This window comes from Micromonospora arborensis (assembly GCF_003205615.1).
GTDB classification, from domain to species: Bacteria; Actinomycetota; Actinomycetes; order Mycobacteriales; family Micromonosporaceae; genus Micromonospora; species Micromonospora arborensis.
In genome coordinates this window covers 37,007-58,921 of record NZ_PYBV01000045.1, presented here as the reverse complement: position 1 = coordinate 58,921, position 21,915 = coordinate 37,007, and the positions used below count along the sequence as shown (strand labels likewise).

General features: G+C 70.0%; 22 protein-coding genes and 2 pseudogenes. 11 read left to right on the top strand and 13 right to left on the bottom strand.

The annotated features are described in order from the left end of the window. From C7C45_RS28705 to C7C45_RS28695, 3 genes and pseudogenes are all read left to right on the top strand, one after another. Positions 1–815: pseudogene (locus C7C45_RS28705) on the top strand (hypothetical protein); the annotation flags it as partial. Between the two features lie 2 nt (positions 816–817). Further along, entirely contained in the window at positions 818–1,429 is a 612-nt protein-coding gene (locus C7C45_RS28700) for a tetratricopeptide repeat protein (protein ID WP_110567257.1), read from the top strand. An 8-nt stretch (positions 1,430–1,437) separates the two neighbouring features. Next, positions 1,438–2,703, top strand: a complete 1,266-nt coding sequence (locus C7C45_RS28695; protein WP_110567255.1) for a glycosyltransferase — start codon at positions 1,438–1,440, stop codon at positions 2,701–2,703. A gap of 173 nt (positions 2,704–2,876) precedes the next feature. Here the strand turns inward: C7C45_RS28695 and C7C45_RS35920 are convergent. Together C7C45_RS35920 and C7C45_RS28685 are read right to left on the bottom strand one after the other, a co-directional pair. After that, positions 2,877–3,005 (bottom strand): annotated as a pseudogene (locus C7C45_RS35920) (WYL domain-containing protein); the annotation flags it as partial. A gap of 149 nt (positions 3,006–3,154) precedes the next feature. Next, positions 3,155–3,574 carry an ASCH domain-containing protein gene (locus C7C45_RS28685; protein ID WP_110567253.1) on the bottom strand — a complete coding sequence of 140 codons (420 nt, stop codon included), beginning with the start codon at positions 3,572–3,574 and terminating at the stop codon, positions 3,155–3,157. Positions 3,575–3,602: 28 nt separating this feature from the next. Between C7C45_RS28685 and C7C45_RS28680 the strand changes: the two genes are divergently transcribed. After that, on the top strand, positions 3,603–3,932 hold the full coding sequence (locus C7C45_RS28680) for an NUDIX domain-containing protein (RefSeq protein ID WP_280101408.1): 330 nt from the start codon (positions 3,603–3,605) through the stop codon (positions 3,930–3,932). A gap of 646 nt (positions 3,933–4,578) precedes the next feature. Further along, positions 4,579–6,105, top strand: coding sequence for a TROVE domain-containing protein (locus C7C45_RS28675; protein ID WP_110567248.1), 1,527 nt, complete (start codon positions 4,579–4,581; stop codon positions 6,103–6,105). A 62-nt stretch (positions 6,106–6,167) separates the two neighbouring features. On the opposite strand, the gene C7C45_RS28670 is transcribed toward C7C45_RS28675, so the two are convergent. The 3 genes from C7C45_RS28670 to C7C45_RS28655 form a co-directional block, all read right to left on the bottom strand. Then, complete coding sequence (locus tag C7C45_RS28670; protein WP_167454866.1) at positions 6,168–6,935, bottom strand: helix-turn-helix domain-containing protein; 768 nt, start codon at positions 6,933–6,935, stop codon at positions 6,168–6,170. A 172-nt stretch (positions 6,936–7,107) separates the two neighbouring features. Continuing rightward, complete coding sequence (locus C7C45_RS28660) at positions 7,108–7,857, bottom strand: hypothetical protein (RefSeq protein ID WP_146247431.1); 750 nt, start codon at positions 7,855–7,857, stop codon at positions 7,108–7,110. Between the two features lie 110 nt (positions 7,858–7,967). Next, the gene (locus tag C7C45_RS28655; protein ID WP_167454865.1) at positions 7,968–9,143 is read right to left on the bottom strand and encodes a lactonase family protein; all 1,176 of its coding nucleotides are present in this window, start codon (positions 9,141–9,143) and stop codon (positions 7,968–7,970) included. Between the two features lie 253 nt (positions 9,144–9,396). Here C7C45_RS28655 and C7C45_RS28650 point away from each other — a divergent pair, with 253 nt between their 5' ends. Continuing rightward, the gene (locus tag C7C45_RS28650; protein WP_110567240.1) at positions 9,397–9,804 is read left to right on the top strand and encodes a hypothetical protein; all 408 of its coding nucleotides are present in this window, start codon (positions 9,397–9,399) and stop codon (positions 9,802–9,804) included. A 223-nt stretch (positions 9,805–10,027) separates the two neighbouring features. Here C7C45_RS28650 and C7C45_RS28645 read toward each other — a convergent pair whose 3' ends face one another. Next, the gene (locus tag C7C45_RS28645; protein ID WP_110567274.1) at positions 10,028–10,777 is read right to left on the bottom strand and encodes a VOC family protein; all 750 of its coding nucleotides are present in this window, start codon (positions 10,775–10,777) and stop codon (positions 10,028–10,030) included. 166 nt (positions 10,778–10,943) lie between these two features. Between C7C45_RS28645 and C7C45_RS28640 the strand changes: the two genes are divergently transcribed. The 4 genes from C7C45_RS28640 to C7C45_RS28625 are packed head-to-tail and all read left to right on the top strand — an operon-like array spanning position 10,944 to position 14,193. Beyond that, positions 10,944–11,873 (top strand): hypothetical protein, encoded by a 930-nt coding sequence (locus tag C7C45_RS28640; protein ID WP_110567238.1) that lies wholly within the window; start codon positions 10,944–10,946, stop codon positions 11,871–11,873. Further along, a complete protein-coding gene (locus C7C45_RS28635; protein WP_110567236.1) occupies positions 11,870–12,310 on the top strand; it encodes an ABA4-like family protein in 441 nt (146 codons plus the stop codon). Before C7C45_RS28640 ends, C7C45_RS28635 begins: the two co-directional genes overlap by 4 nt. Positions 12,311–12,319: 9 nt before the next feature. Next, positions 12,320–13,570 carry a sensor histidine kinase gene (locus C7C45_RS28630; RefSeq protein ID WP_110567234.1) on the top strand — a complete coding sequence of 417 codons (1,251 nt, stop codon included), beginning with the start codon at positions 12,320–12,322 and terminating at the stop codon, positions 13,568–13,570. Next, the gene (locus C7C45_RS28625) at positions 13,567–14,193 is read left to right on the top strand and encodes a response regulator transcription factor (RefSeq protein ID WP_110567232.1); all 627 of its coding nucleotides are present in this window, start codon (positions 13,567–13,569) and stop codon (positions 14,191–14,193) included. The genes C7C45_RS28630 and C7C45_RS28625 overlap by 4 nt, the downstream gene beginning before the upstream one ends. Positions 14,194–14,256: 63 nt before the next feature. On the opposite strand, the gene C7C45_RS28620 is transcribed toward C7C45_RS28625, so the two are convergent. Next, positions 14,257–14,589, bottom strand: a complete 333-nt coding sequence (locus C7C45_RS28620) for a hypothetical protein (RefSeq protein WP_146247430.1) — start codon at positions 14,587–14,589, stop codon at positions 14,257–14,259. A gap of 228 nt (positions 14,590–14,817) precedes the next feature. Further along, positions 14,818–15,534 (bottom strand): YoaK family protein, encoded by a 717-nt coding sequence (locus tag C7C45_RS28615; protein WP_110567228.1) that lies wholly within the window; start codon positions 15,532–15,534, stop codon positions 14,818–14,820. Between the two features lie 69 nt (positions 15,535–15,603). Between C7C45_RS28615 and C7C45_RS33755 the strand changes: the two genes are divergently transcribed. Further along, a complete protein-coding gene (locus C7C45_RS33755) occupies positions 15,604–16,284 on the top strand; it encodes a GntR family transcriptional regulator (RefSeq protein WP_167454864.1) in 681 nt (226 codons plus the stop codon). Here the strand turns inward: C7C45_RS33755 and C7C45_RS28600 are convergent. From C7C45_RS28600 to C7C45_RS28580, 5 genes are read right to left on the bottom strand one after another with little or no spacing between them, the layout of a single operon-like run. Further along, complete coding sequence (locus tag C7C45_RS28600) at positions 16,281–18,071, bottom strand: gamma-glutamyltransferase family protein (RefSeq protein ID WP_110567227.1); 1,791 nt, start codon at positions 18,069–18,071, stop codon at positions 16,281–16,283. The two genes, C7C45_RS33755 and C7C45_RS28600, sit on opposite strands and share 4 nt — an antisense overlap. Then, entirely contained in the window at positions 18,068–19,069 is a 1,002-nt protein-coding gene (locus C7C45_RS28595; protein WP_110567224.1) for an ABC transporter ATP-binding protein, read from the bottom strand. The genes C7C45_RS28600 and C7C45_RS28595 overlap by 4 nt, the downstream gene beginning before the upstream one ends. Beyond that, positions 19,066–20,073, bottom strand: coding sequence for an ABC transporter ATP-binding protein (locus C7C45_RS28590; RefSeq protein ID WP_110567222.1), 1,008 nt, complete (start codon positions 20,071–20,073; stop codon positions 19,066–19,068). Before C7C45_RS28590 ends, C7C45_RS28595 begins: the two co-directional genes overlap by 4 nt. Next, positions 20,070–20,957, bottom strand: coding sequence for an ABC transporter permease (locus C7C45_RS28585; protein ID WP_110567220.1), 888 nt, complete (start codon positions 20,955–20,957; stop codon positions 20,070–20,072). Before C7C45_RS28585 ends, C7C45_RS28590 begins: the two co-directional genes overlap by 4 nt. After that, positions 20,954–21,910: an ABC transporter permease gene (locus tag C7C45_RS28580; RefSeq protein WP_110567218.1), complete on the bottom strand. Its 957-nt coding sequence runs from the start codon at positions 21,908–21,910 to the stop codon at positions 20,954–20,956. Before C7C45_RS28580 ends, C7C45_RS28585 begins: the two co-directional genes overlap by 4 nt. Between the last annotated feature and the right edge of the window lie 5 nt (positions 21,911–21,915).

The following is a 21,915-nucleotide window of genomic DNA, read 5'->3' as shown; positions in this document are numbered from 1 at the left end:
GCGACACCGGCGCGCAAGGCTCCCAGGGTTTTCAGGGTTTCCAGGGCGACACCGGCGCCCAAGGCCCGCAAGGCAACCAAGGCGTCCAGGGCGACACCGGCCCTCAAGGCCCGCAAGGCAACCAAGGCGACACCGGCGCACAAGGCGCCCAAGGTGACACCGGCCCACAAGGGCTCCAGGGTGTTCAAGGGCTCCAAGGTGCCCAGGGCGACACCGGCGCACAAGGTGCCCAGGGCGACACCGGCGCACAAGGGCTCCAAGGTGCTCAAGGGCTCCAAGGTGCTCAAGGCTTCCAAGGTGCCCAGGGCGACACGGGCGCACAAGGCGCTCAGGGCGACACCGGTGCGCAGGGCTTCCAGGGTACGCAGGGTGCGCAGGGTGCGCAGGGTGCGCAGGGTGCCCAGGGCGTGCAGGGTGCCCAGGGCGTGCAGGGTGCCCAGGGCGTGCAGGGTGCCCAGGGCGTGCAGGGGCTGGCCGGCAACGGCATCGATGCTGCCTATATTCAGGGCCCGCTGACCGTCATTGCGGACACCCCCGTCAATTTCGGGTGCCAGGCCGGAGACATTGCTGTCGGAACCGGATATCAACTGTCGGGTGCGGGCGTCAATCCGGTGCTGATCCAGCCGCTCTCGGTCAGTGGCTACCAGTTCACCTTTACCGGCGGAGGCGCCGACATCTGGGTGTCCTGCATCTCGACCGCCATACCCGTGGCGTTCGGGGCTGCGGCCGACACATCGGGCCGGGCGACGGCCGACAGTAGCAATGCCGGCCGGCCGCTCCGCGAGTCGGACCGCCCCGTTACCGTTGAGGAGTAGCAATGAGCACGCGTCAGATATTCGGGTCACTCGCCTGCGGTGCGGTCCTGCTGGCCGGAGTCCCGGCATGCAGCGACAAGCCTGCTGAAAAGCCGAAGAGCAACGCCGGCAACAGCGACAAGGCGAACGGTGGAACCGCGCCGGCGGAGCTGCTGAAGCTCGGTGTCGAGCAGGGCCAAGCCGGTAACCTCGACGCGGCGAAGGCCACCTTCGAGAAGGTGGTGGCCGCCGAGGCCAACAACAAGTTCGCCTGGTTCAACCTGGGCTACATCGCCCAGTCGCGCAACCAGGCCGACGAGGCGATCGGCAACTACGACAAGGCATTGGCGGCCGACGCCAACTACCGGCCGGCCCTGTTCAACAAGGCCATCGCATTGGAAAGTAAAGCCCCGACGACGTCGATGGAGATCTACCGCAAGGTCGTGTCGATCGACGACAAGTCGTCAACCGCCTACCTTCGGCTGGGCATGTTGCTGTCCCAGTCCGGTGACGACGCGGCGGCGCGGGACGCCTTCAAGACGGCGATCCGGCTGGACAAGGAGCTCACCTCAGCCGTTCCGGCAAAGTACCGTCCGGCCCCGAAAGCTTCGCCCTCGACGCCGGCGGGTAGGTGATCAGTTCAATGCCTACGCCGCGCGTCACGGTCTTCACCGGCAGCAACCGCACCCGTTTCATCGACGAATGTTTCCGATCGCTGGTCGAGCAGACCTTCACCGACTGGGAATGGGTGGTCGTTCTCAACCAGGGGTCTCGTTGGCGGCCCGAGAGGCACGACGATCGGATCCGGCTCATTGTCCAGGACAACCTGAACGGCGTTGGCGCCGTCAAGCGGTACGCCTGCGCCGAGGCGGCCGGGGACATCCTGGTCGAGCTCGACGACGACGATCTGCTCAGCAGCGACTGTCTGCAGGAGATCGTCGACGCCTTCGACTCCTACCCGGAAGTGGGGTTCGTCTACAGCGACACCGCGCAGATCCAGGAGGATGGCGGCCGTTGTGAGGACCGTTTCGCGAGTTCGTTCGGCTGGCGGCACTACGACGCGAAGGTGGACGGCCGCGAGGTGCTGGCCTGCCAGGCGATGCCGCCGACACCGCACAACGTGAGCTACATCTGGTACGCGCCGAACCATGTGCGGGCCTTCCGGCGGGACATCTACGAGAAGGTCGGCGGATACGACGAGTCGCTCGACGTCGCCGACGACGCCGATCTCATGGCTCGGTTCTACCAGGTGAGCGAGTTCCACCACATTCAGAAATGCCTGTACCTGCAACGCATGCATGCCAAGAACACGCAGCGCATTCCGGACTTCAACGCCCGCATCCAGCAGCGCACGGTGGAGATCTACGACCGGAACATCCAACACAACGTGCTGGCCTGGTCGCGGCGGCAGGGACTCCTGGCGCTCGACCTGGGTGCGGCCCACAACAAGCCCGAAGGGTATGTCGGGCTCGACTATCACGACGGGCCGGGCGTCGACATGGTCTGCGACATTACGAAGGGAGTCGACCTGCCGGACAACAGCGTCGGGGTCATCCGGGCTGTGGACTTCCTGGAGCACATCCCGGATAAGATCGCACTGTTCAACGAGTTGTACCGACTGCTCGCGCCGAACGGGATGCTCCTGTCGCTGACACCCAGCACCGACGGTCGGGGCGCCTACCAGGACCCGACGCATGTCGCGTTCTACAACGAGAACTCGTTCTGGTACTTCACGGACGCCAACTATTCTCGGTTCGTGCCGGAAATCAAATGCCGATTCCAGGCGTCGCGGTTGGTCACGTACTTCCCGAGCGAATGGCACCAGACGCACAACATCCCGTACGTCTCCGCGAATCTCATCGCGATCAAGGACGACGCCCAACGCAACGGCGGCCAGCTGAAGATATGACTTCGGGCGGGCCGCGGTCAGCGTCCCGGCTCTACGTCGCGCGGGTGGCCCGGGTGAGGTGGGCTCCCCACTCCTGAACGTGCGCGGCGAACTCCGGTGGCTCCGGGATCTCGAACTCGGCGCCCACGTTGCCCAGTGCCTGGGTCGGCCAGTGGAGGGAGGTCGAGGCGAAAGCTGCGCCAGTCGTACCGGCTGAGATCGTAGGCCACCAGATACCAGCGTCCACCGAGCACGACGACGCGGTGCGGCTCGACCTCGCGATCGGAAGGTGCGGAACCTCTGGCCGTGTAGCCGAACCGCAGCCGCTCCTCGTGGGGCAGGCCTGGGCGACCGCGGTGAGCACCGCCACTGCGACGACTGGTCCGGACGCGCCAGCGGCGCCGTTGGGCGCGACGATGCCGTGGACCGCTCGCGAACCGTCCACTGAAGACGAAGCCCCGACCACCTCGACTCAGACGACGTGCACCAGTCGGAAACGCTCGGTTACCACCAGAGTGTCGTCGTCGACCGTGAAACCGGGGTCACCGAGCTCGGCGCGTACCTCAGCGCTGTGCCAGAACGCCTCGTGCCCTGCGCGCCACTGCGCCACCGACTCGTAGCCCTCCCCCTCGGCCAGGGCGTGTCGCAGATCGACGTCGGCGAGCCGTGTCACGCGTACCTCGATCAGCTCGATCACCGCGACCCGCTGGCCTGCGGAGTCCACCACGGCGGATCGTTCGCCGACCTCGGGCAGCGCCTCGTTCGCGCGCTCGTACCCGATCAGCAGGGCGGACGTCGAGGTCTTCGCGCCGGAGAGGATCGCGGCCACCAGGCTGTCCCGCAGCGGCCCCGGAAACGCGAACTCGGCAAGCGGAAGATCATCGAACTCCATCCGCGGATGGTACGCGGTCCGGTGCGCCGTGCGGGACCCGTTGTCGACAGCCTCGCGGTGGAGCCTGCCGGGTGGCCACATCGAGCCCGGCGAGTCGCCGGAGCAGGCGGCCCGCCGCGAATTGCTGGAGGAGACGGGCCTGACAGCGGGTGAACTGCACCCGCTGTGGAGCGGTCCGCGCCCGTACGAACCCGGTTTCCCCCACACCGTGACCGTTCACGTGTTCCGTGGCACCACCACGGCTCGACAGGAGGACGTGGTCCTCGGTGAGGGGCAGGCGATGGTGTTCGTCCCCCGTGACCAGGTGCTCGATCGTGAGTTGGCGGTCTCCGCCGCGCTGGTCCTGCGCATGATCTAGTTTCGCAGCGGCTCGCAAGCAGCCGGGCACGTACGGAATCGGGTTGTCCCCTCGCGGTTGCGGGCCTAGCGTCAGGGGGCACCTCCCGGTGCGCAGGCAACGGCTACTTCCGCTTCCAACGGGGAGACGTGGGTTCAAATCCCACCGCCACTTCGGGTGGCGTCGACCAGCGGCCCAGGTCACCTTGGCCCGCAAGGGCCGGTCGCCGTTACCGCTTCGACCTCGGGAGGCGCCCTCACGCCGCACGCCCGGTGCGACGGACACGGCTACTTCTTGGTGAAGGCCCGGCAAGGGCCCGCGGTTCGAGCCCGCAACACCGTGTCCGCTTTTGATCTCGGGCGTGCGGCGTGACCACGTCCTCGTCGATCACGAGATCGCAAACTCCGTTGCCGGGGCTTTCCCGCCACCGCTACGGTCGTGGCCGCACTTCCCGGTGCGTAAGCATGGATCTCGGGAAGCGCGACCACACCGCACACCCGGTGCGCAGGCAACGGTTACTTCAGGGTTCCGCAGATGGGGGTTCGAATCCCCTCGACACCTACGGGTGGGTAGTTCAACGGACAGAACGGCGGACTAGTCCGTGGCCGATTCTGATCTCGGGTGTGCGGTGCGGTGGCGCTTTCCCGGCCGACTGACGGGGGACGTCATGGCCAAGTTCAACCTCAAGCTCCGTAAGAGCCGGCAGTCGACGACCGCCGAGGGCGCGCCCGGCTTCATCCGCGAGCCGCGCCTCGAACTGTTCCTGCTCGGAGTCTCCACCATGGTCGGCGAGGACACCTTCTACGAGGGCGCCACGGCCCGGGACACTCGTTTCCGGGGCCTGGTTGCCACCGTGGCCGTCGTCGATCCCGACTGGTTCGCCCGCTTCGTACCGTGGCTCCGGTCCGGCGCGATGATGCGCTCGGCGTCCGTGGTGGCGGCCCTGGAGGGTGCGCGCGCCCAGGTCGCCGCGGGGATCGCGGGTTCACGGGCCGTCGTGAACTCCGCGCTGCAGCGCGCGGACGAGCCGGGCGAGGCGCTGGCGTACTGGCTGGCACGCTACGGTCGGGCCCTGCCCAAGCCGGTCAAGCGGGGCATCGCCGACGCCGCGGTCCGGCTGTACACCGAGCGGAGCCTGCTCAAGTACGACTCGGTCGGCAGCCAGGTGCGATTCGGTGACGTCATCGATCTGACCCACCCCACGGCGAAGGACGACCGGCAGGGTGACCTGTTCCGGCACGCGCTGGACCGGCGACACCGGCGGGACAACCCGCTGCCGTCGTCGCTGCGGATGCTGGCGGCACGGGACGCGCTCATGGCGATGCCGGTCGAGCAGCGTCGGGCGGTCACCGATCCGGCCGTGCTGGGCGCGGCCGGCATGACGTGGGAGGCCCTGGCCGGCTGGCGACAGACTGCCATGGACGCCCCGGCGTGGGAGTCCGTCATCCCGACCATGGGCTACCTGGCGTTGCTGCGTAACCTGCGCAACTTCGACCAGGCGGGGGTCAGCGACACCGTCGCGGAGACCGTGGCGGCCAGGCTCTCGGATCCGGGCGAGGTCGCCACCTCGCGGGTGCTGCCGATGCGTTTCCTGTCGGCGTACAACGCGGCACCGAGCCTGCGGTGGGCGTACCCGTTGGAGAAGGCGTTGCAGCACGCCCTGGCGAACGTGCCCGCCCTGGATGGTCGGACCCTCGTCCTCATCGACACGTCCGGCTCGATGCGGAGCCCGTTCAGCAAGGACGGCACGCTGCTCTGCTGGGACGCTGCCACGGTGTTCGGCCTGGCGCTGGCCGCCCGGGCAGAAGCGGCCACGGTGGTGTCGTTCTCCAATGACAGCCGGGTGTTCCCGCCGTTGGCGGGTGAGTCGGTGCTCGCGGCGGTGCGGCGGTTCAAGGACGACGGCTATTTCTTCGGCATGGGCACCGACACCGAGAAGGCGTTGCGGACGCACGTCGACCGGCACGACCGGGTGGTCATCCTCACCGATGAGCAGGCCCACTGGCACCGCTCGGCGAACGTCGCCGCGGCGGTGCCCGCGGAGATACCCGTATACACCTGGAATCTGGCCGGATACCGGGTTGGTCACACACCGACCGCGACGAACCGCCACACCTTCGGCGGTCTGTCCGACGCCGCGTTCGCGATGATCCCGCTCATCGAGGCGGGATCCCACGACCGGTGGCCCTTCTGAGGACACTGAAGCCGGGTCGGTGACCCGGCTTCGGTGCCCCCGAGGCCACCCACCCGACGAGTTCAGCCCGTCCCGGCGCTGGGTTTGGCGAGGGCTTGGAGCGTTGCGGTGGTCGCCGGGTCGGCAGGGAAGAACGCCTCCACGGCCAGCCCGGAGACGGTGACATCCAGCGGGGTGCCGAAGAGGGTCGTGGTGCTGAGGAAAGACAACTCCTGGTCGCCGTGGCGGTACCGCAGCGGGATGACGACACGCGGCACGGCGTCGTCGCGGACCGGCACCGCGACGTCGCCGCCGGGATAGCCGCGAAGCTCCTCATGCAGCTCGTACAGGGCCGGGTCGTTCCTTGTCGCGGCCTGCTGGCGCAGTCGTTTGAGCAGGTGGGTACGCCACTCGGGCAGGTTGCGGATGTGCCGGGCCATGCCGTCGGGGTGCAGGCTGAGCCGCAGCACGTTGATCGGTGGAGTGAGCAGGTGCGGCTCGGCGCCGGCGGTGAACAGGGCAACGGCAGGGTTGGCCTCGACGAGCTGCCAATGCTGGTCGACGAGCGCCGCGGGGTACGGGTTGTGGCCGTCGAGGATCTGCCGCACGGCGGCACGTACGGGAGCCAACTCCGGGTCGTTCAGCTCGTGGCTGGGGTAGGCGGGGGCGTAGCCGCCGGCCAGCAGCACCGTGTTCCGCTCAGCCAACGGCATGCCGAGCTGCTCGGCCAGCCGCAGGATCAGCTCCGGGCTCGGCCGGGACCGCCCGGTCTCCACGAAGCTCAGGTGCCGGGCCGACACGCCCGCCTCGATCGACAGATCGAGCTGACTGAGACGGCACCCCAGCCTCAAATCCCGCGAGCGAGGAGAGACTCATGGCCACCGCGTACGCACTTGCTCACCTGCGCAGAGCACCGCTCCACGCCGACGTGCTGGAATACCTGGAGCGTATCGATTCGACCCTCACGCCCTTCGGTGGCCGGTTCATCGTCCATGGTGGAGCCGTCGAGCCGAGAGCCGGTAGTCAGTCGTTCAGCCCGAGCTGGGGGTACAGGGCTTCGGGCGCGGCGACCGCACCCTCCGGGCGGGTGACGCCGGTAGCCGCACCAAAGTCGCTGTAGCGAAGAGACGCGTTCGGCAGCCCGCTGCCGGCGGGGATCAGGAAACCGACAAGCCGGCCGTCGGCATCCAGCGTCGCGCGAAACGGGTGGCTACGGGCGCTGTCGGGAAACGTCTCTCCTAGAGGGGGGCGGAAGTTGATCCCGGTGCCGTCGGCGACCCGGGTCACATCGAACGTCCCGGTGATCTCAGAGCCGTCCACCCGTGCGGTGACGATCGCGTCGATGAGGCGGGCCGAGCCGCCAGGGTCGTTCTGGCCCGGCGCGAAGCTGAGGGCGAAGTTCGACGGCACCCGGGCCGGGTCGAGGGTCATCCATTCGTGGCCGACTCCCTGGAGGTCCACGTCGGTCTTCAGGTAGACGTCGTTGTCGATCATCCGGATCTCGGTGACACGACCGGACATCGAAGCCGTGGTGATGCCGCGCTTCTTGACGTTGTCGGTGCGCGACAGCGTCGTGATCTGACTCGCGAAGTCGACATCGACGCGGAAGCTCGTCTGATCGATGAACGCCCTGCCTGCCCTCAGCACGCCGATCGCCTTTGCCGTGTCGGCCGCGCCAGCGTTGACGGTCGGCGCCGCAGCGGGTTCTTCTGTCGTCCCCATGGCGACCGAGCAGGCCAGTATGAGCAGAATCGCCCCAGAGATGCCGGCCACCACAGCTCGACGTGTCATGGCCGCAGGGTATTCGGCTTCCGCAAGCTCACGGCTAGCGATAGCAGCACTGGTCCCGGTCGACGAACGACCGGGACCAGCGGGGAACGCTGTCAGGAGGCGGCGATGCCTTCCATGCCGATGCCGTCGGTGAACTTCGGCAGACCCTCCACGGTGGTGACGAGCTTCAGGGAGCCGTCCTCGCCCACCTCGTAGCCCTGCACGTTGCCGGCGGCGGCGTTCTGCACGTACAGGAAGCCGTCGCTGGTGGTCATGTCGATCGACCCTCCGCCGGTGTCGACGGCGACGGCCTTGACCAGCTCAAGCTTGCCGTCGTCGTCGACCCGGTAGGAACTGATGGTGGAGCTGCCGGCATTGGCGGCGTAGAAGAAGTCGCCGACGCGCTGGATCCAGCACGTCGCCTGCTGACCATTGGGCACCGACGGCCCGATCTGGTCGAGGACGCCATCTTCGTCGAGCTCGAACCGGCTGACGGCGTTCGCGTTGGACTCGGTGACCAGCAGCGAGTCGTCGGTGTCGAAGGTGAAGCCGAACGGACCGTCCCCCGCGTCACTGATGACGGGGTTCCGGGCCAACTCCCCGTGCCGACCGATCTCATAGCTGAACATGACGTTGGCGGCCTTGGTCGAGACCAACACGAACTCGCTGTCCGGGTCGATCTTGATCTGGGCCGGGGCGGTCCCGAACGCGGGCGGGTTGCCGTTGTGCAGCCCCAGCGACCGGTTGGCCTCCTCGATCCGTGACAGGCGCCCCTTGTGCAGCTCGAACCCCTGCACCGAGCCCTCGCCACCGGCGTTGAGGACGTAGACGAGGTCGCCGCGGGCCGCGACACTGACCGGCAGCAGACCGCCGGACCAGATGACCTGAAGCTTGTGCAACCTGGTGCCTTCGACCCCGAAGACCGTCACGGTGTTGCTGCCCGCGTTGACGGCGAAGAGCAGCCCCTTGTGGTAGATCAAGGATCCCTGCGACGCCAGCGCATCGACCGGCGCACCGATGGTGAACCCGCCGAGCCCGCCGGTCTCGTACTCGCCCGCCTTGGTCAGGCGGCCGTCCTCGTCGCGGTCGAACACCTTGATGGTGTTGCCCTCAGCTTTGTTGGTCTGGACGAAGAGAGCGCCCTCGTCGCCGTGGTGGTAGTCACCTCCCCCACGATCATCGTGGTTGTAACCTGGGCCGCCGCCGTCAGCGAAGGCGGGCTGGGGGGCCGAACCGACGCTGGTCAGACCGGCCAGGAGGGCGGCCGCGAGCGCTACGCTGCGCTTCATCATTGGCTCCTTACGCGCACGATGGGATGAATACGAGTTTTCCTCTCCTTCGCAAGCTAACGGAAGATGTAGTCGGGTTACCGGCCATTACCCGAAAGCGGTAACTATGTGCCGATCCGTCGAATAACCAGACGTCAGCACAGAAATGGCCTAATACAGAATCGGGCGTTCAGCCCCTCCGGGCAGGAACTCCTCGGTCAGACTGATCAGGGCGCGGGCGGCGGCACCGACAGGCGGATGGGAGGCTCGACGCGTGATTCGCCGCCACGTCGTCTGGTTCGGGTTGGCGATCGGGCTGCTCGCCGGCTGTTCCGAGCCGCCGTACCCACTACCGGACCGGAACGCGACCGACGTTCGGACCGAGGAGGAGCGTCTCGCGACGCTCCTCCCCCGCGAACTGCTCGCCGGACCGGGCACCTGCAAGGTTCGCCTGCTCGGGCGCGAGGGTTCCTCGTCGTTCGCTTGGGCACACTGCGAATCGGCGGGCCCCGGCGTCGTCACCGGTGTCTCGGTACCAGTGCGGGTGGACGGCGACCGCGTCACGCAGCCCGGCAACGGAAGTGAATACCCCCCGAGCGTGCGGCGCATGTTCCCGGAGCGGCTGGCAGAAGCCGTCCTCGACAATGACCCCCGGATGCGCCCCCAGACGAGCAAGTCCTGACCCTGGCCCGGGCTGTGGGCGCAGCCGGCAGCCGGCGGTGACCGTCGGTGACCTCCGTCAGGGCGGATGCGGCAGTGAGCGGTATACCTCAGAGTCATATTCATACCTCTGAGGTATACCGCTCAACAGCACATCGACATGGCGAGCGCCCTTCACTGCGCCCGCAGCCCCGTCGTGAGTTAGGGCTGTGAGGCTTAGTGAGCGTGTCAAAGCCGTCGGACGATCAGGTCGCATCGGTCAGCCACGGTGTGAGTAGGGCGGGGTCGGCGACGTACTGCTCCACCTGCGCCCGCTCCTGCGCGGTCAGGGACAAGGCCCGCAGGCGGGCACCCCATTCGGGTACGCGCTCCGCCTTCTCCAGCGCGACCGACAGCTCGATCAGGCCGGCGAGCGCCATCGCCTGTTCGACCATCGGCGCGTCATCGGCACGGCGGCGCATCCCCGAGTCGAGCGCCCGGTAGGCCGCCCGGTCGTCGGACTTGAATTCGCGCAGGATCCGCGCGTTGTCGAGCACTCGCGCCAGGCCCTGCAACTCCTTCGACCCGCCGTACTCCACCTCTTGCGGCTCGTCCCTCTGGATGAAGACGATGGTGTTGCCCGACGGGTCGACGACGCTGAACCGCGACGCCCCGGCACGGTAGCGGGTGATCCGCGGCAGACCCTTGACCAGCACCTTGCCGTACGCGCGGCGCATCGCTTCGGTGAACGCCGCGTGGTACGGCGCGACCGCGTCGACCATCACCAGGCAACCACCGGACGCCTCCTTCGCCGGGTCCAGGCCCTTGGGCGCCGGGCCGTAGTGCAACTGGAACCCACTCCAGGTGAAAGCCAGGTACACGTACGGCTTGAGCTGCTCGTAGGCCACCTCGAACCCGAGCGCCCGCCAGAACGCCAGGGTCTCCGCCGGCGCCGGGCAGTGCAGCAGTGGCACCGTCGTCTCGTTCGGCTGAACACGGTCCTCATTGGTCGTCATGGTCACTCCCGGTCCGGTCGGCAGGTCGGCCATTGTGCCAGGACCGGCGAAGCGCACCGAGGATTTGCGCCTCCTACCCAGGGAGGAGGCCGACTCCGACCACCGGCCGCAACCGGGGCCCCCGGTCGGACGCGATCGGCGGGCAGGACCACGAGCATCTACAGACATGACAATCGACCTGCGCCGGGCGGCGCACTGGCACCGCCCACTGATGGTTTTCGTGTACGTGATGGCGGTGCTCACCGTCATCTCCGCGATCGGCATCCTCGTCGACTCGCGCGTCCTCACCGGGGCGCCGATCTGGCTCAAGCCGTTCAAGTTCGCCATCTCCTTCGTGGTGTACGGCACGACCCTCGCCTGGATGCTCTCCCTGCTGCCGCGGCGCAGCCGGGTCGCGGAATGGGCGGGCACGGTCATCGTCGCGATGGCGGTGATCGAGATGGTGGTGATCGTTGGGCAGGTACTCCGTGGGCAGACCAGCCACTTCAACGGGACCAGCCCACTGAACGCGGCGCTCTTCACGGCGATGGGTGCGGCGATCATGGTGCTGTTCGTCGCGCACTTCGTCCTCGGGATCGTGGTGCTGATCCGACGGATCCCCGACCGGGTCGCCGCCCACGCGGTCGGATGGGGGCTCGGCCTGTCGCTGCTGGGCATGCTCGCGGCGGTACCGATGGTGCTGCCGATGCAGGATTCGGGGATCGACGGGATCTCCGGCGCGCACGCGGTCGGCGTGGTCGACGGCGGGCCGGGGCTGCCGTTGCTCGGCTGGAGCACCACCGGTGGGGATCTGCGGATCGGGCACTTCGTCGGGCTGCACGCCCTGCAGGCGCTGCCGATCCTGGCGATCCTGCTGTCCCGGTACCTCGGGATGCGGCTGGACGAGCGCACCCGGGCACGACTGGTGGTCGTCGCCGGTGCGGCGTACGGCGTACTCACGGTGTTGTTGACCTGGCAGGCGCTGCGCGGACAGCCGCTGCTGCGCCCGGACGGGCTCACGATGGCCGCCGTCGCGGCCCTGGTGGTCGCGACCGCGACCACCGCCGGCCTGGTGCTGGCGCGCCGGCGCGACCCGGAACTGGCGCTGGCCGCATGACCGGCGCACTGTTCATCCTGACGTTCGCGGTGGCCGCGCCGTTCTGGGCGCTGATGATCCTGCTGCCGCACTGGTCGTGGACCGCCCGGATCATCTCGTCGCCGCTGATCGTGCTGCCGGCCCTGGCGATCTACGCGCTGCTGGTGATCCCGGCGTTCGGTGACGTGCTGCCGGCCGTGGCGTCGCCGACCCTGGGCGGGGTACGCGACCTGCTCGGCACCTCCAACGGCGCGGCCGCGGCCTGGGCGCACATGCTCGCGTTCGATCTGTTCGTCGGGCGGTGGGCGTGGCTGGACAGCCGGGAACGGGGGGTACCGGCGCTGGTCATGGCCCCGGTGCTGGTGCTGACCATCCTGCTCGGCCCACTCGGCCTGGCCGCCTACCTCGCGGTTCGAAGCCGCTGGTCCACGGACGTGCCCCCGGGCCGCAGGGCCTAGGCTGACCTCGTGAAATGGGCGGGACGGCTGTTCGACGCACGGGACACGCTCGTGCGGACGGTGCTGCTCGACCTCAGCGGCCTGTGCTACCTGACCGTCGGCACCCACGCCGGTCTGCCGCCGACGGCCCCGCAGTGGGTCCTCGCGGTGGTCGCGTTCGCCCTCACGCTGGTGTTGCACCGTCGGCCGCTGGCCAACCTGGCGGTGCAGGCCGGGCTGCTGGCGGTCGCGATCCCCCTTGTCGACGACCTCACGATCAACCAGGTCGGCGCCAGCTGGGCCCTGCTCGAGGTGACCATGCGGGCACGCCGAGCACGCACCATCTGGCTCGCCACCGGGCTGCTGGCGGTGGTCGACCTGACCGACTCGTTCGGTGATTCGGTCGGCCGGTTCGCCTCGGGCGTCTTCGGTCTGACCCTGGAGGTCGGCGTGCCGGTGCTGCTCGGTCTGCTCATCCGGACCAACCGGGAGCTGGGTCGGCAGGCCGTGGAGCGGGCGAAGGCAGAGCAACGCCGGCACGAGTCGGAGAGCCGCGCGGCACGGGCCGACGAACGCAGCGCCATCGCCCGCGAGCTGCACGACGTGGTCGCACATCACGTGGCGTCGATGGTGCTGCGGGTCGGCGTGGCCCGGCATGTGCTCACCGACCTGGACCCCCGGGTGGGCGAGGTGTTCGACGACGTGCACGGCACGGGCACGGCAGCGCTCGCGGAGTTGCGCCGGCTGGTCGCGGTGCTGCGCAATCCCGACGGGGTACGCGGCGACGCGGCGCTGACCGCGATCGAGCCGTCCGCGCTCCCGGCGGCACTCGGTGCGACGGTCGACCGGGCACGCCAGGCGGGAATCACCGTGGAGGCCGACATCGACCCGGCGGTCGGCTCACTCGACGCGGTACGCGGCCTGGCCGTGCTGCGACTGACCCAGGAGGCGCTGACCAACGTGGCAAAACACGCCGGGACGTCCGCGTTGGCGCACCTCGTGGTCGCCGTCCACGACGGGGCGGTGCACTGGGAGGTCTCGGACGACGGGCGCGGCGCGGTGCCGGCGGCGGTACCGTCCGGAGGCGGGCACGGCATCACCGGCATGCGCGAGCGCGTCGAGGTCCTCGGCGGCCGGTTGGAGGCGGGCCGGGCCGGCGCCGGATGGCGGGTCCGCACCGTCCTCCCGGCCGTGGCCTCCGCACCCACCGGAACGCCGGCCGTGTTGGTGCCCCGTGACCACGAGGCGCCCGCCGGGGCACCCACGCCGGAGCCGGCGTGATCCGGGTGCTGCTGGTCGACGACCAGCACCTCATCCGAGCCGGGCTGCGCATGCTCTGTGACGCCCAACCCGACATCGAGGTCGTCGGAGAGGCCGACAACGGCCGCGAGGCGATCCCGCTCGCCGCGCGGCTCCTGCCCGACGTCGTCGTCATGGACCTGCGCATGCCCGGTGTCGATGGGATCACCGCGACCAGTCGGATCCTCGCCGAACGCCCCACCACCCGCATCCTGGTGCTGACCACGTTCGGCGACGACGACCACCTCTACCCTGCCCTGACGGCGGGGGCCTGCGGTTTCCTGCTGAAGGACGCGCCCCCGACCGAGCTGCTGGACGGCATCCGGCGGGCCGCCGTCGGGGACAGCCCGTTCAGCCCGGAGGTGCTGCGACGCCTCGTGCAGCGCGCCGTGCACGCACGCCCCGAAACACCCCGGCCGGTGCACGGTCTGACCGCCCGGGAACAGGACGTGCTGAATCTGGTCGCCGAGGGCCTGTCCAACACCGAGATCGCCGACCGGCTGCACATCGGCGTCACCACGGTCAAGACCCACATCACCAGCCTGATGACCAAGACCGACAGCCCCAACCGGGTACGCCTGGCCCTGTTCGCCCGCAACGTCTGACTGTCGAAAGCCGCCCGGACGTGGGGCCTGCCGACCCGGCAAGGCGTCGGCAGGCCCCGTGCCTCACTTCGTGACCGTCACCGACACGGTGATCGGTGTGGACGCGCCCTTCGCGCCGTTGTTGGTGACCAGCAGCGTGGCGACGTACGTGCCGGGCGCCAGACCAGTGGTGTCCACGGTGATGGTCAGGGCATCCTTCGCCCCCGGCTGCACCTCACCGGAGGTGGCGCGGGCCGCACCGAGCACGTACGGGTCCACCTTGCGCAGCGGGTCGACGGCACCAACGGTGGGCGCGGGCGCGGCCACGGCGGCACCCGTGGGCAGTGCGAGCACGATGGCCAGCGCCGCACCGACGGCGCCCATGGCTCGACGTGTCCGCTGTCTGGGTCTGAGCATGAAGAACGTCCCTCCCTCGGGCGGTCGCCCGGGGAAGGCCGACACCGCCGTCGCCGATTCTCAGCCGACGGGCTTCCGGTTGAACCGCGTGATCCCTGGCGGAGCACGGACATGGCGGATCTCCGCCATCCCCCGTTGGCCCCACCGACATCGGCACGCCACCAGAACGGTCAGGCCCGCGTGCGCGGGGCCAGAACAGTCAGGCCCGCGTGCGCGGGGCCGAAACAGTCAGGCACGCATGCGCGCGGACACGACGATGACGAGGACCAGCGGCACGATCAGCAGCGCCGGGGCGACGACCGGCAGGTGCAGGGCGACCAGCGCGCCGACCGCGGCGCCGACCATCAGGGCCAGCAACACCTGAGCCTTGGGGCGCAGACTGGCCCACGGGCTGCGTGCGGCGACGCCGGCGATCAGGCTCGTGAGCGTGCCGGTCAGGTACGTGGAGGACAGTCCCGCCACGCCGAACCGTTGGATCGCGCTGCTCTGCACACCCAGCGCCGCTGCGGAGAGCAGGAGCAGCGCGAGATGGACGTGCGCGTCGGGGGTGCCGAGCGTGACCTCCCAGACGACGAGGAACACGACGAACACCAGCAGCTCCAGGACCAGCGCCCAGGTGACCCGCCGTGGCCAGACCGGATCGTCGGGCTGTGCCGAGCCGACGACGCGGGCGCCCGCGAGGACGCCGACGATGAAGCTGATGATGGCGCAGCCCGACGTCACCGCGAGCTCGGCCTCACCTCGGCCCGCCGAGAGCCCGAGCAGGACCATGTTGCCGGTCATGACGCTGGAGAAGGCGCCGCCGAGGGAGAGGAACCCGATGGCGTCTGCGCTCCCGGTCAGGAAGGTGAGGACGACGACGAGAGCGTTACGCCGCCGCAGGAGGTGCTGGTCCTCCTCCGCTGCGGCGTCGGGGCGGATGACACGAGGCACTGTGCTCGACACTGTCGGCTATCCTCCAGAGATTGTTCTTCGTATACACGAAGCTCGGACACGTTACGGAGAGGCGACCTGGTGGCTGAAGATCTGCGGGACAAGCTCGGCGCGCAACACCTGCCGCTACGCGACCAGGTCCTCGCCGCTCTGCGGACCGCCATCATCGACGGCGACTACCTTCCCGGCGAACGGCTCACCGAGGACCGGCTGGCCGAGGACTTCGGGGTTTCCCGCAACCCCGTCCGCGAGGCTCTGCGCGTCGCGGAGGCGGAGGGCTTCGTGGTGATCCTCCCCCGCCGGGGAGCGGTCGTCGCCTCCCCCAGCAGCGGGACCATCGCCGACATGTTCGCCGTCCGCGAGCGCCTGGAGGCGCTGGCCGCCCGGCTGGCCGCCGAGCGGGCCACCGCGGCGGACGTGGCGGCCCTGCGTGCTCTGCTCGACGAGGGCCGCGACGCGACGCAGCGGCAGGACCTGGCCCGGGTCGCCGAGCTGAACAGCGCGTTGCACCTGCGCATCCTCCAGATCAGCGGAAACCCCTGGCTGTCGTCGATCGCCAAGTCGCTCTACCTCCATGTCCAGTGGGTCTTCCGGCTGGGCGCGGCGGAACGCGCGCCGCACTCGTGGGCCGAGCACATCCAGCTCGTGGACGCCATCGAGTCAGGCGACGGTGACCGCGCCGAGCGGGCCGCACTCGACCATCTCGACGCGGCATCCGCGGCGGCGTACGAGAACGCCGAGGGTGGCTACGGCGTCCACTAACGGCCGCACGCGTAGCCCTGCATCCCCCGCGGGTTCGCGCCGGCCGCCAGCACACCCGTAGCCGGGTCGCGGCTCACCGCGCAGAGCCGACCGAGGCTCCACCCGTCGGAGCGCCGCACCTCGTGCCCGTACGCCCGCAGGGTGGCCTGCACGTCGTCGTCGAGCCGGTCCTCCACCACCAGGACCCCGGGCTCCATGTCCCGTGGATAGAACGACCCCGGCAGGCTGAGCGTGTGCCAGGCCGGCGCGTCGATGGCCTCCTGGAGGGGCTGACCACCGACGAGATGGCGAAGCAGGAACGGTAGCTGCCACTGGTCCTGCTGGTCGCCGCCGGGAGTGCCGCACGCCAGCACCGGCTCCCCGTCGCGGTGCACCATCGTCGGGCTCAGTGTCGTACGCGGGCGACGGCCCGGTGCCAGCGACGAGGCGAGCCCCTCCTCCAGCCAGAACATCTGCAGCCGGCTCCCCAGCGGGAAACCGAGCTCCGGAATGGTGGGCGAGCTCTGCAACCAGCCGCCACTCGGGGTCGCGGAGATCATGTTGCCCCAGCGGTCGACCACGTCCACGTGACAGGTGTCGCCGCGGGTCACCCCATCCGACTGGACGGTCGGCTCCCCCGTGGTGGCGTCCGTCGAGTCGGTGCGACGTCCCGCACCGGGTTGGACGTGGGCCGGTAGGCGTGGCTGCGCCCCGTCGGGACGCCCCGGCCGTAGCTCCGCCGACGCCCGGTCGCCGATCAGGGCCGCCCGCTCCCGCGCGTACTCCCGGGAGAGCAGCGCCTTGGCGGGCACGTCGGTGCCGTCGCCGTACCAGGCCTCGCGGTCGGCGAAGGCGAGCTTGAGCGCCTCGACCTGAGCGTGGACGCCCGCCGCGGTCCCCGCGTCGTACGCGCCGGGGTCGTCGAGCGCGTCCAGGGTGGCCAGTGCCTCCAGCAGCACCGGGCCCTGCCCCCAGAAACCGGTCTTCGCCACCGAGTAGCCGTGCCAGTCGAGGGTGGCGGGCGCCTCCCAGGTCGCCGAGTACGCGGCAAGGTCGTCGCCGGTCACGAGCCCGGCGTTCGGGCGTCCACTGGAGTCCCGGAACGGCTGTCGGCTGAACGTCTCGATCGCCTCGGCGACGAAACCCGTGCTCCAGGCCCGCCGCGCCGCCTCGATCTGTGCCTCCCGGTCGGCGCCGGCCGCCTGCCCGGCCTCGACCAGCCTGCTCAGTGTGCGCGCGTACACCGGGTTGGCGAACATCTCCCCCGCGGCCGGTGGCCGGCCGTTACGCAGCCACAGCGCGGCGGAGGTGGGCCAGTGTTCCTCGAACAGCGACCGCACCGCCGCCACGGTGTCACCGACGCGGCCCAGCAGCGGGTGACCGGCGCCGGCGTAGCCGATCGCCGGCTCCAGCACCTCGGCGAGGGTGAGCGTGCCGTGCTCGCGCAGCAGCAGGAGCCAGGCGTCCACGGCGCCGGGCACGGCCGCGGCGAGCGGCCCGGCCCCGGGGATGAGGTCCATTCCGAGGGACCGGAAGTGCGCGATGGTGGCGCCCGCCGGTGCCGGCCCCTGACCGCACAGCACCTTCGGCCTCGGGTCCTGAGCGGTGGCCACGATGGCCGGCACCTCGCCACCCGGCCCGTTCAGGTGCGGCTCGACCACGTGCAGGACGAACCCGGCGGTGACCGCCGCGTCGAAGGCGTTGCCCCCGCGTTCGAGGATGCCCATCGCCGCCTGGCTGGCGAGCCAGTGCGTCGAGGACACCATGCCGAAGGTGCCCTGCAACGTGGGTCGGGTCGTGAACGTCATGACAACACCTCACTGGGATCTGTGGTGCGAACGTCGGGGCCGGTGCCGTCCGGCTGGACCAGGTGGCAGGCCGCCATGCCGTCGCCGATCGGAGTCTGCGCCGGCACCTCCGTCGCGCACCTGTCGAACGCGAGCGGGCACCGGGTACGGAACCGGCAGCCGGACGGCGGGTCGAGCGCGGACGGCAGGTCGTCGCCGAGCAGCACCGGTTGACGCTGCCGTTGGCGCACCGGGTCGGCCACCGGCGCGGCCGACAGCAGCGCCTGCGTGTACGGGTGGGCGGGCCGGGCGAAGATCCGCTCGCGGGTGCCCTTCTCGACGAGTTGGCCCAGGTACATGACGGCGATGTCGTCGGCCAGGTACTCGACCGCGGACAGGTCGTGGGTGATGAAGAGGCAGGCGAACCCGATGTCGCGTTGCAGGTCGGCGAGGAGGTTGAGCACCGACGCCTGCACGGACACGTCGAGCGCGCTTGTCGGTTCGTCGGCGATGAGCAGCATGGGTTCGGAGATCAGTGCTCGGGCGATGCTGACCCGTTGACGTTGCCCGCCGGACAGCTCGTGGGGGTAGCGACGCGCCACCTCGGCCCGCAGGCCCACCCGCTCGAGTTGCCCAGCGACGCGGGCCTCCCGCTCGCGCCGGGAGAACCCTTTTCCGGCCAGCCGCAGCGGCTCGGCCACGATCTCGCCGACAAGCATCCGCGGGTCCAGTGACGCGGCCGGGTCCTGGAAGACGATGGACACCGCGCCACGGTGGGGGCGCAGCCGCCGTCGGGACAGGTGGGTGACGTCCGTACCGGCGATCTGGACCGTACCCGCGGTCGGCTCGACGAGCCGCACCACGCATCGGCCCACTGTCGACTTCCCGGAACCGCTCTCCCCCACCAGTGCCGTGACCCGGCCCCTCGGGATCGTGAGCGACACCCCGTCCACGGCGCGGACCGGGCCGAAGTGCATCACCAGGTCCTCGATCTCCAGGGCGTTGGGCTGCGGCGTCATCGGTTCGCCTCCTGGTGTGCCATCGAGCAGGGGTGCCAACAGGCCGCGAGGTGGTCCGTGCCGCCGTGCCCCTCCAGCGGCGGTGCGGAGTCGCGGCACCGCGCGTCGGCGGCCGGGCAGCGGTCCGCGAACGTGCACGCGTCCGGCTGGGACGACAGGACGGGCACCAGCCCGGGGATCTCCGTCAACCGATCCGTGCCGGCGTGCCGGCCCGGCTGGGGCGACGCGGACAGGAGTCCGGCCGTGTAATGGTGCTGCGGGTGCGCGAACAGGTCGTCGACCGGTGCCCGCTCCACCACCCGCCCCGCGTACATGACGACGACGCGGTCCGCGATGTCGGCGATCACACCGAGGTCGTGCGTGATGATGAGGACGCTCGTGCCGAGCCGGTCGCGCAGGTCCCGCAGCACCTGGAGGATGCCGGCCTGGACCGTGACGTCCAGCGCGGTGGTGGGCTCGTCGGCCACCAGCACCTTCGGGCCGCAGGCCACCGCCATCGCGATCATCACGCGCTGGCGCATCCCGCCGGAGAGCTGGTGCGGATAGGCGTCGACGCGAACGGCAGCGGACGGGATCCCGACGCGCGTCAGCAGCTCGACGGCGCGGGCCCGCGCCGCCCGTCGGGACATCCGCTCGTGGACCTGGAGCACCTCCCCGATCTGACGCCCCACGGTGAGCACCGGGTTCAAAGACGTCATCGGCTCCTGGAAGATGTAGGCGATCTCCTGGCCGCGTACCCGCCGGAGCGCCGACTCGCGGGCGCCGACCAGCTCGGTGCCGTTGAGGCGTACCGAGCCGGTGATCCGGGCGCTGCCGGGCAGCAGGCCGGCGATGCTCATCGCGGTGACGCTCTTGCCGCACCCCGACTCGCCCACCATCCCGACGATCTCCCCGGGGGCGAGATCCAGGCTGACGCCGTCGACTGCCGAGACGGTGCCGGTCTCGGTCGGGAAGGACACCGAGAGGTCGCGGATCTCCAGCACGGGCGCGGAGACGGTGCTCATCGTCGGTCTCCCTTCGGGTCGAGAGCGTCGCGGAGGGCATCGCCGAAGACGTTGAACGCCAACGCCAGACCCATGATCACGACGCCGGGCAGGACCGCGGCCCACGGTGCACGGGCGGCGAACTGCTGGGCGGTGGCCAGCATGGTGCCCAGGCTGGGTGCCGGGGGTTGGATGCCGAGGCCGAGGAACGACAGCACCGCCTCGCCGAGGATCGCGGCCGGGATGGCGACCGTGGCCTGCACCAGGATCACCGACGTCGCGTTCGGCAGGATGTGCCGGGTCAGCACCCACAGGTCGCTTGCCCCGTCCACGACGGCCGCCGCGACGAAGTCCAGTGACTTGAGGCGCAGCGTGTCCGAGCGGACGACCCGGATCACGCCGGGGATCTGTGCGATGCCGATGGCCACGGCGGCGTTGCCCAGGCTGGCCCCCCGGATGGCGGCCAGCCCCACCGCCATGATCAGGAACGGAAACGCGAGCAGCAGGTCGGTGAAGCGCGAGATCACCGCGTCCCAGGCCCGGAAGTAACCGGCGGCGAGCCCGAGCGGCACCCCGAGGACCAGGGAGGTGGCCACCGCCAGGAGCCCCACCTGCAGCGATGCCCGCGCTCCGAGCATGATGCGGGAGAGGACGTCCCGACCGAGGTCGTCGGTGCCGAGCACGTGCCCGGGGCTGCCGGGAGGTACGAACACACGGGCGAAGTCGGTCTGGTCGACGGAGTAGGGCGCGAGCCACGGTGAGAGCAGCGCGATGCCGGCCGCGAGTGCCAGCACGACGAAGCTCACGACGGCGAGCGGGTTGCGACGCAACCGCCGCAGCACGCGCGTCCGCCGGGTGATGCTGGCGGAGGCGGTCTCCGCGATCGGCACGGTGAGAACGGTCATGCCGGATCTCCCGTCACTCGGATTCGTGGGTCGATGACCGAGTAGAGCAGGTCCACGAAGAAGTTGATCACGATGTAGGCGGTCGCGGTGAGCAGGACGACGGCCTGGATCACCGGGTAGTCCCTTTGGAACACCGCGTCGATGGTCATCTTGCCGAAGCCCGGGAGCCCGAAGATCTGTTCGGTGACGACCGCGCCCGAGATCAGACCGCCGAGTTGAAGGCCCACGACGGTCACCACCACGATGAGGCTGTTCCGCAGGGCGTGTCGGGTGATGACGGCGCGCGGCCGCAGGCCCTTCGCCTTCGCCGTCCGCACGTAGTCGGAGGACAGGGAATCCAGCATCGCCGACCGGGTCTGCCGCATGATGATGGCGGCGAGGCCAGTCCCGAGGATCACGGCCGGCAGGACGATGTGGTGCAGGTTGTCCACGGGGTCCTCCAGGAACGGCACGAAGCCGGAGGCGGGGAACAGGCCGGTCGCCACGGAGAGGTAGAGGATCGCGAGCAGCCCGAGCCAGAAGTGCGGCACCGACAGGCCGATCAGGGCCAGGCCGTTGGCGAGCCACTCCGCCGGGCGCCCGCGGCGGACCGCTGCGAGCACACCGGCGCCGACCCCGAGCGCCGCGGCGATGAGGATCGCCAGTACGGACAGCTCGACGGTCACCGGCAGGGCGGTCGTGAGCATCGACGAGACTGGCGTACCGGTCCGGATCGACACCCCGAAGTCGCCCTGCACCAGGCGTTCCACGTACTGCGCGAACTGGACCGGCAGCGGCTGGTCCAGCCCGTAGTGCCGACGGATGGCCTCCAGCGCCTCGGGCGACCGGTCCTCCCCGGCCAGCGCGAGGGCCGGGTCGCCGGGCAGCGCCCGCACGCCGACGAACACCACGATCGTCGACAGCAGCAGTGTCAGCGCCGACTGCCAGGCGCGCGTGAGGAGATACCGGGCCACGGTGA